This is a genomic window from uncultured Legionella sp., from assembly GCF_937871865.1.
Lineage (GTDB): Bacteria > Pseudomonadota > Gammaproteobacteria > Legionellales > Legionellaceae > Legionella.
In genome coordinates, this window is record NZ_CALMPD010000249.1 from 21,132 (window position 1) to 28,198 (window position 7,067).

Below are 7,067 nucleotides of genomic sequence, written 5' to 3' on the forward strand. Positions count from 1 at the left end.
TCTAACTTGGCATAAATTTAATACATAGGAGGAGTAGATGTTTAAAAATCTACCAAATTATCAACCAGCAAATCCTGCTCTTTGGCAAGGCAGAAAAGATACTGTAAATGAAGAACGGTTTTTTCAAAAAATCAAATTTATTAATAATCAAAATGAACTGATTTCTGATGATAAAAAAACGATATTTCTAGGATTTGCCAGTGATGCTGGAGTGATAAGAAACCTAGGCCGTCCGGGAGCAAAATTAGGCCCTGATCAAATAAAGACACATCTGGCAAAATTACCCTGCCCTTACACAGAACAATACATCGATCTGGGTACAATTAATTGTGACAACGATGATCTGGAATCAGCACAAAATCAATTTGCGGAAATAATCCATTTTTGCCATCAGCACGGACACCAAACGATTGCCTTGGGTGGAGGACATGAAATTGCATGGGCGCACTACCAAGGACTAGCCAGGCATTATTCTAAAATAGGCATCATCAATTTTGACGCACATTTTGATCTTCGCCCTTATCAGGCAGGACAACCTGGAAACTCCGGTACACCGTTTTCACAAATTGCAGCCTACTGTGAACAAAATGCGTTACCGTTTGATTACTGTTGTATTGGAATTCAAAATTTCGGTAATACTCCCTCTTTATTTGAACGCGCCAATGAATTAAATGTTGAATACCTTACTGCGGAAGAAATGTATACACAAAATCAGGCATGGCAAATCGCTTTTCTTGATGATTTTATGCTAAACAAGGATCACATCTATCTGACTATTTGTCTTGATGTGTTAGCAGAATGCTATGCTCCAGGGGTAAGTGCTCCCCAAACGATGGGACTCACCCCTTGGCAAATACTGCCGTTACTGAAATATATTATACAAAGTGGTAAAGTAATTAGTTTTGATATTGCCGAACTGTCCCCTCCTCTAGATCAAGAGCAAAAAACTGCTAGACTAGCAGCACTTATTATCGCAGAATTGCTAGATACTAATTAAGGAGTATTATTCATGAAGAAATCGATGTTATGGGGTGCACTGCTGACGCTTATATGCACTCAATTACATGCAGAAGCAACCCAACCTGCTGGACAGGTACAAACTCAGGACACAACGAATAGTGTCACGACTACAACGACTCCAACACCAGCAGCAGACCAGAATACACCAACCAATCAGATAAACCCGCAGAACCAAAATGTCCAACCACAAACCACTCAACCGGTTCCAACTACAAATCAACAACCGAGCAATGGGCAAGTACAACCAACACAAACAGCACCAGTAGAACAACAAGCTCCCCCTGTAATCAATTGCGATTATAAAATCCCCGCAGAAACAAAAATCATAGATCAATCCCTGGTATTAACCTGGTCTGAAAAGGCAGTAACTCAGGCTTTTGATTTTGAACCTGCATCATTGGATGCTCAGTTACAAAAACTGCAAAGCTGTTTTACTGAGCCAGGGTGGACAGGATTTAGTTCTGCATTACAAAAATCTGGAAACATTGAGGCAATTAAAACGCAAAATCTGACAGTAAGCAGTCAATTAGATGGCCAGGCGCAAATAACTGAAGCAACGCCAAATGAATGGAAAGTTACCTTGCCTTTACAGGTTGTATATCAAAATGACAAAGAAAAAGTGACTCAATTACTTAACGTTAATGTCACTATAGGCCGTAAAGTATCAGGTGATCTTGGTATCACTCAAATGGTTGCCACTCCAAGAGTAGCTGTGGGCACTCAACCAAACAATACAAACACAGGTTCACCAACAACTCCAGGTGCTACAGATAGTACTACAGACGCTCAAACTCCAACTCAAAATTCGGATACGTCTACACCTGCAGCAACCACCACGCCTTCCAATTCAGGAACTCAGCCTACACCTATCGATAATGGTTCAAACCAGCAAAACCAGAACACAGGCACAACAAATACCCCTGCCTCACCTAACTAAACCATTAAATAAGCAGCATCTATTCCATGAGATGCTGCTCTGATTATAGGAACATCATGCACAAACTATCTCTTGGGGTATTATGCCTGCTTGCGTTAAATGCACAAGCAAACGTAATACAGTATTTTGCTGGGATCAGCTATAACAATCCATCAGAATTATTCAAAGTAAAAAAAGGAGCTTTTTTGATTGGTGGTACAGGTTCATATGCTGATCTTACCTTTAAAGGTAGCGTACTTAATTTTAATACGAACCAGTATGACAGTGGGGTAAGCCATTCAAGAACCTATACCTTACTCCCCTATGGGCGTATTGCCAAACGACTCAATGATAAAGCAGTATTTGCGTTGGATGCTACAGAGCCATTCAATTCAAACCTGAATTGGGGGAATGATTCATTCACTAGATATGCAGCCACGCAAAATTATCTTACTGATGTAGATGTCAGCCCTAAAATGTCTTATGCGCTGAGTGAAAAACTGCAAATAGGCGGAGGATTAAATTTCAATTTTCTGCTGAATAATGAAGTAAACTGGGCCTTTCCTACGAGGCCAGACACTTATGCAAACCTCATCAATAAATCCTCCAGTTTTGGTTTAGGATTTAACCTTGGAGCCACCTATATTATTAACCAGACCAATTTTTTTGGCCTGACTTATTATTCGAGAATAAGGCAGAAAACCAGTGGATACAGTGAACTGGGTTCAAATTATAGCGATAATTTCTTATTTACGTTCAGTATGCCCGCAACTACTGTCGTCAGTTATGTTCATATTTTTAACCCCTCCTGGCTGATTAGCTTACAAGCCTTCCAAAGTGAATGGAATGTGAACCAATACGCTCGTCTGTACAATACTGCAGCCCCTCCTCCATTCAGTAATTTTGTCTTTGATATGCACTTTGATCGTTCTTATGCTGTTCTTGCAGCACTGAGAAATCAGTTTACCGAAAAATTAGGACTGACTCTGGCGGGAATGATTGATGATGGGCCAGAACATAATGATCTTAGAACAATAGTGTTCCCTTCAGATATTCAATATTTCCTGGGAATAATTGGGGATTATCATGTCAATCCCAGCACCACAATAGAATTAATTTATGGCCGGGTATTCTCCTATCCAACGATGCAAAATAGAGTAATGGTGAATAATAATTCCGTTCCCTTAACCACTGGATTTGTAAATATCAATGCCAATGTTCTTGATCTTAAAATCAAGATAGAGGTATAGCCAATTCACTGCTACTGAAATGAACCCCAACAGGAAGATTTCTGAATACCGCAGTCAAGCCACGGTATTCAGTACCCTAGCCCCCTGCGAGAAAGTAACAGCCTAACAATAATGTGGCATGGTGCCTGGGATAGATACCTTGGCATCCCCCATAGTGTTCGACGGTGCCTTTCGGCTCTCAACCTGTTTTAGCCAGGCTTCCAAGATTTTGATATTTGCTACACTATCAATCAATGACATCGCGTCGCTGTCCTTGCTATAGCCACCAGTCATTATATGATTATTTACAGTGTCAATTTGATAAGTATATAGAGGTTTTTCTGCCTCAACAGTTACCTCATACGATTTTGAATCGTCATAGAGTTGGATAAGGAATTTATTGTTTGTTGTTTCTGGTAACCAGGGATTACTTAGTACTTTAAGATGTCCCTTAGTTCCAAACACATCAAACTGCCAAACCATTTCCAGATCATCTGCTGTAGAAACCACCGCCATAACTCCATGCTCAAAGGTTAAAAGAGCGCTGGCCTGATTGTCTGCTTGAGTTTTCGGATTTAATCGCCCTGTCGCGATTAGTTCTATTGGTTCTGAACCTGCCAATAAACGAATTAAAGAGATTGGATAGCAACCTAAATTTCGAATACTGCCTCCCGCAACCGGATTAGCTAAATCCGCAATAGGAGCAGTATAGATTGCCTGAAATAATTTAATATCACCAAGAATTTGTTGTTTAAAAAGCTCTTGTAATTTTTGGGTAAATGGATGAAAGCGATACATTAATGCTTCCATACAAAACACTTTAGTTTCATCAATGGCGGCAATAACCTCTTCTGCCTCTTCAAATGTAAGTACCAAAGGTTTTTCACATAAAATGTGCTTACCCGCATAGGCAGAGCGAAGAATCCATTCTTTATGAACATGATTAGGCAAGCCAATATAAACTGCATCAATATCTTGATCTTCAAGTAATTTTTGATAATCGTCGTATATTTTCGGTATCGAAAACTGATGTGCAAACTGTTGGGCTGAAGCCACAGTTCTGCTTCCAATGGCAACAAGCTGGCTGGTAGCTGAAGCATGGATTGCTTTTGCCATTACTTCAGAAATAAAACTTGTACCCAAAATTGCCCATCGAACATTGTTCCCTGACATATATACTCCCTATCGCATCAACACATTCAAAAAATGAAATGATTGAAAAATAAAAAAGCCCGCATCAGCAGAGCTCAATGCGGGCAGTTAATCAGCCAGATTTACACCTGAATAATTATCTCTTTACTGCTGCAGAATTTCTTACCCCATTTTGATCTGGATAGGCTAATACAATTACTTTAGTTCCTATACGCATGAACTCTTCATTTAGCCATTTTGCGGCACTTGGCAAGACACGGACACATCCATGACTTGAAGGATGATTAGGTACATCATAAGCAGCATGAATGGTAAATCCTTGATAGAAATACATACAATAAGGCATCTTAGCACCGCCCTTTGTATCTACGGGATATTCTCCGGAACGGCATTCTGCACCATGTTTATTGTAAATACGGAATGTACCTGTAATTGTACGGCATGATTGATTCGAGTTTTCTTCACACACATCAACACCAGCAGAACCACTACCAGTCATAACCCGATTCCCTTCCGCATCATAAGCAGCCCATGCAGAAGCTTTAGGATCAAAAATAAACTGCCGCTCTCCCGGTGCTTTTATTTGCATAGGAAAATAATCACGCCCTCTTTTATCTCTTAAATAATGGGTCGTTCTATGAACATATCCCGCATCATCCGTAATTAAGGTAGATTCGTCATATTCCACACAGGAAGTAAGACCAAGGCAAAGGAACAAACCCAACCAAAGTAACTTTTTCATTTAGATTTTATCTCCACAATAAGATCCAAAGTCACCCATAACCAATACATCGATGAGTGACCTGGATAGAATAACTAAACTTAATCTTTTAATCGTCGATACTTTATTCGTGATGGTTTATTCGCATCATCACCCAAGCGACGTTTTCTGTCTGCCTCATAATCACTATAATTACCTTCAAAAAACGTAATTTGCGAGTCGCCTTCAAAAGCCATTAAGTGAGTACAGATTCTATCTAAAAACCATCTATCATGCGAAATGACAATAGCGCAACCAGGGAAATTCAGAACCGCATCTTCCAGAGCACGTAAGGTTTCAACATCCAGATCATTACTGGGTTCGTCAAGTAGTAATACGTTACCGCCACTTTTCAGTAATTTGGCCAGATGTACTCTATTTCGTTCGCCCCCTGACAACTGAGACATTTTCTTCTGTTGATCCGTTCCTTTAAAATTAAAGCGTCCCACATAAGCACGAGAAGGCATTTGGAAAGAACCTACCTGCATAATATCATGCCCGTCTGAAATTTCCTGCCAGACTGAATTATTATTATTCAAGTCATCACGCATCTGATCTACATAAGCCATTTGTACCGTTTCTCCAACACGAATAGTACCGCTATCAGGTTGTTCTTGGCCTGTAATCATTTTTAAGAAGGTGGATTTACCTGCTCCATTGGGTCCAATAATTCCTAAAACTCCACCTTTAGGCAGTACGAAATCAAGATTGTCGATTAATATTCTGTCGCCAAATGATTTACAGATTTTTTCACCTTCAAGTACCAGATCACCCAAACGCTCACCTGGTGGGATATAAATTTCATTAGTTTCATTACGTTTTTGAAACTCTTTTGAATTCATTTCTTCAAATCGGGCCAATCTCGCTTTATTCTTGGCATGTCTGCCTTTGGGCGAGGTACGTACCCACTCCAACTCTGCTTTTATTGCGCGTTGATGTGAATCTTCCTGTTTTTTCTCCATATTCAGACGTTCTTCTTTCTGTTCAAGCCAGGAAGTATAATTGCCCTTATATGGAATGCCTTCTCCGCGATCCAGTTCTAAAATCCACTCTGCCGCATTATCAAGGAAATACCTATCATGCGTAATGGCTACGACAGTGCCTGGGAAACTTTCAAGATAATGCTCTAACCAGGCAACACTTTCTGCATCCAAATGGTTGGTTGGCTCATCGAGTAACAGCATATCAGGATTAGAAAGTAATAAACGGCACAGTGCTACGCGTCGGCGCTCACCACCAGACAGTTTGCCGACAACAGCATCCCATTCTGGCAATCGAAGAGCATCTGCAGCAACATCAAGTTGCCTGTCTAGATCCCAACCGCCGCATGCTTCAATTTCATTTTGCAACTCACCTTGTTGCTCCAGAAGCGTGTTCATTTCATCATCGCTCATTGGCTCTGCGAAACGCATACTGATCTCATCAAAACGAGCGAGCTTTTCCTTGATTTCAGCAACACCTTCTTCAACGACTTCTCGAACCGTTTTTTCCAGATGCAGCTGTGGCTCTTGCTCCAGGTAGCCAATACGAATACCTGGTTGAGGTCTTGCTTCACCTTCGTGTTGCGTATCGACTCCAGCCATAATTCTTAATAAGGTCGACTTACCCGAACCATTTAAACCTAAAACCCCAATTTTTGCCCCGGGGTAAAAACTTAATGAAATGTCTTTTAAAATAAATCGTTGGTTTTCAACAATCTTGCTCACCCGATTCATAGTGAAAATATACTGTGCCATAAAGTTCCAATCCTCTTAAAACGCCACGCCCTTACCAATCAAGAATTACTTTACCTGATTGACCGGATGCCATAATTTGAAATGCTTGTTCGTACTGATCAACTGGGAAATGGTGGGTCATTACCGGTTGAATATTTAAACCACTTTGCAGCATGGCAATCATTTTATACCAGGTTTCAAACATTTCACGCCCATAAATACCTTTGATTACCAATCCTTTAAAAATAACCTGATTCCAGTCAATTGCCGTTTCT

Annotated in this window: 6 protein-coding genes and 1 pseudogene; 3 read left to right on the plus strand and 4 right to left on the minus strand. The window is 40.4% G+C overall.

The features are described 5' to 3' along the window. Window positions 1-37 precede the first annotated feature (37 nt). From hutG to Q0495_RS13375, 3 genes are read left to right on the plus strand one after another with little or no spacing between them, the layout of a single operon-like run. Window positions 38-997: a formimidoylglutamase gene (gene hutG, locus Q0495_RS13365; RefSeq protein WP_298627162.1), complete on the plus strand. Its 960-nt coding sequence runs from the start codon at window positions 38-40 to the stop codon at window positions 995-997. A 12-nt stretch (window positions 998-1,009) separates the two neighbouring features. Next, window positions 1,010-1,957 (plus strand): DotI/IcmL/TraM family protein, encoded by a 948-nt coding sequence (locus Q0495_RS13370; protein WP_298627163.1) that lies wholly within the window; start codon window positions 1,010-1,012, stop codon window positions 1,955-1,957. Window positions 1,958-2,013: 56 nt separating this feature from the next. After that, a complete protein-coding gene (locus Q0495_RS13375; protein ID WP_298627164.1) occupies window positions 2,014-3,186 on the plus strand; it encodes an OmpP1/FadL family transporter in 1,173 nt (390 codons plus the stop codon). Between the two features lie 102 nt (window positions 3,187-3,288). Here the strand turns inward: Q0495_RS13375 and Q0495_RS13380 are convergent, their stop codons facing one another. The 4 genes and pseudogenes from Q0495_RS13380 to tdh all read right to left on the minus strand — a co-directional run. Continuing rightward, entirely contained in the window at window positions 3,289-4,338 is a 1,050-nt protein-coding gene (locus tag Q0495_RS13380; protein ID WP_298627165.1) for a Gfo/Idh/MocA family oxidoreductase, read from the minus strand. Between the two features lie 115 nt (window positions 4,339-4,453). Next, window positions 4,454-5,059, minus strand: a complete 606-nt coding sequence (locus tag Q0495_RS13385; protein WP_298627167.1) for a L,D-transpeptidase — start codon at window positions 5,057-5,059, stop codon at window positions 4,454-4,456. Window positions 5,060-5,139: 80 nt separating this feature from the next. Further along, a complete protein-coding gene (ettA, locus tag Q0495_RS13390) occupies window positions 5,140-6,813 on the minus strand; it encodes an energy-dependent translational throttle protein EttA (protein ID WP_298627169.1) in 1,674 nt (557 codons plus the stop codon). Window positions 6,814-6,844: 31 nt separating this feature from the next. Continuing rightward, window positions 6,845-7,067: pseudogene (gene tdh / locus Q0495_RS13395) on the minus strand (L-threonine 3-dehydrogenase); the annotation flags it as partial.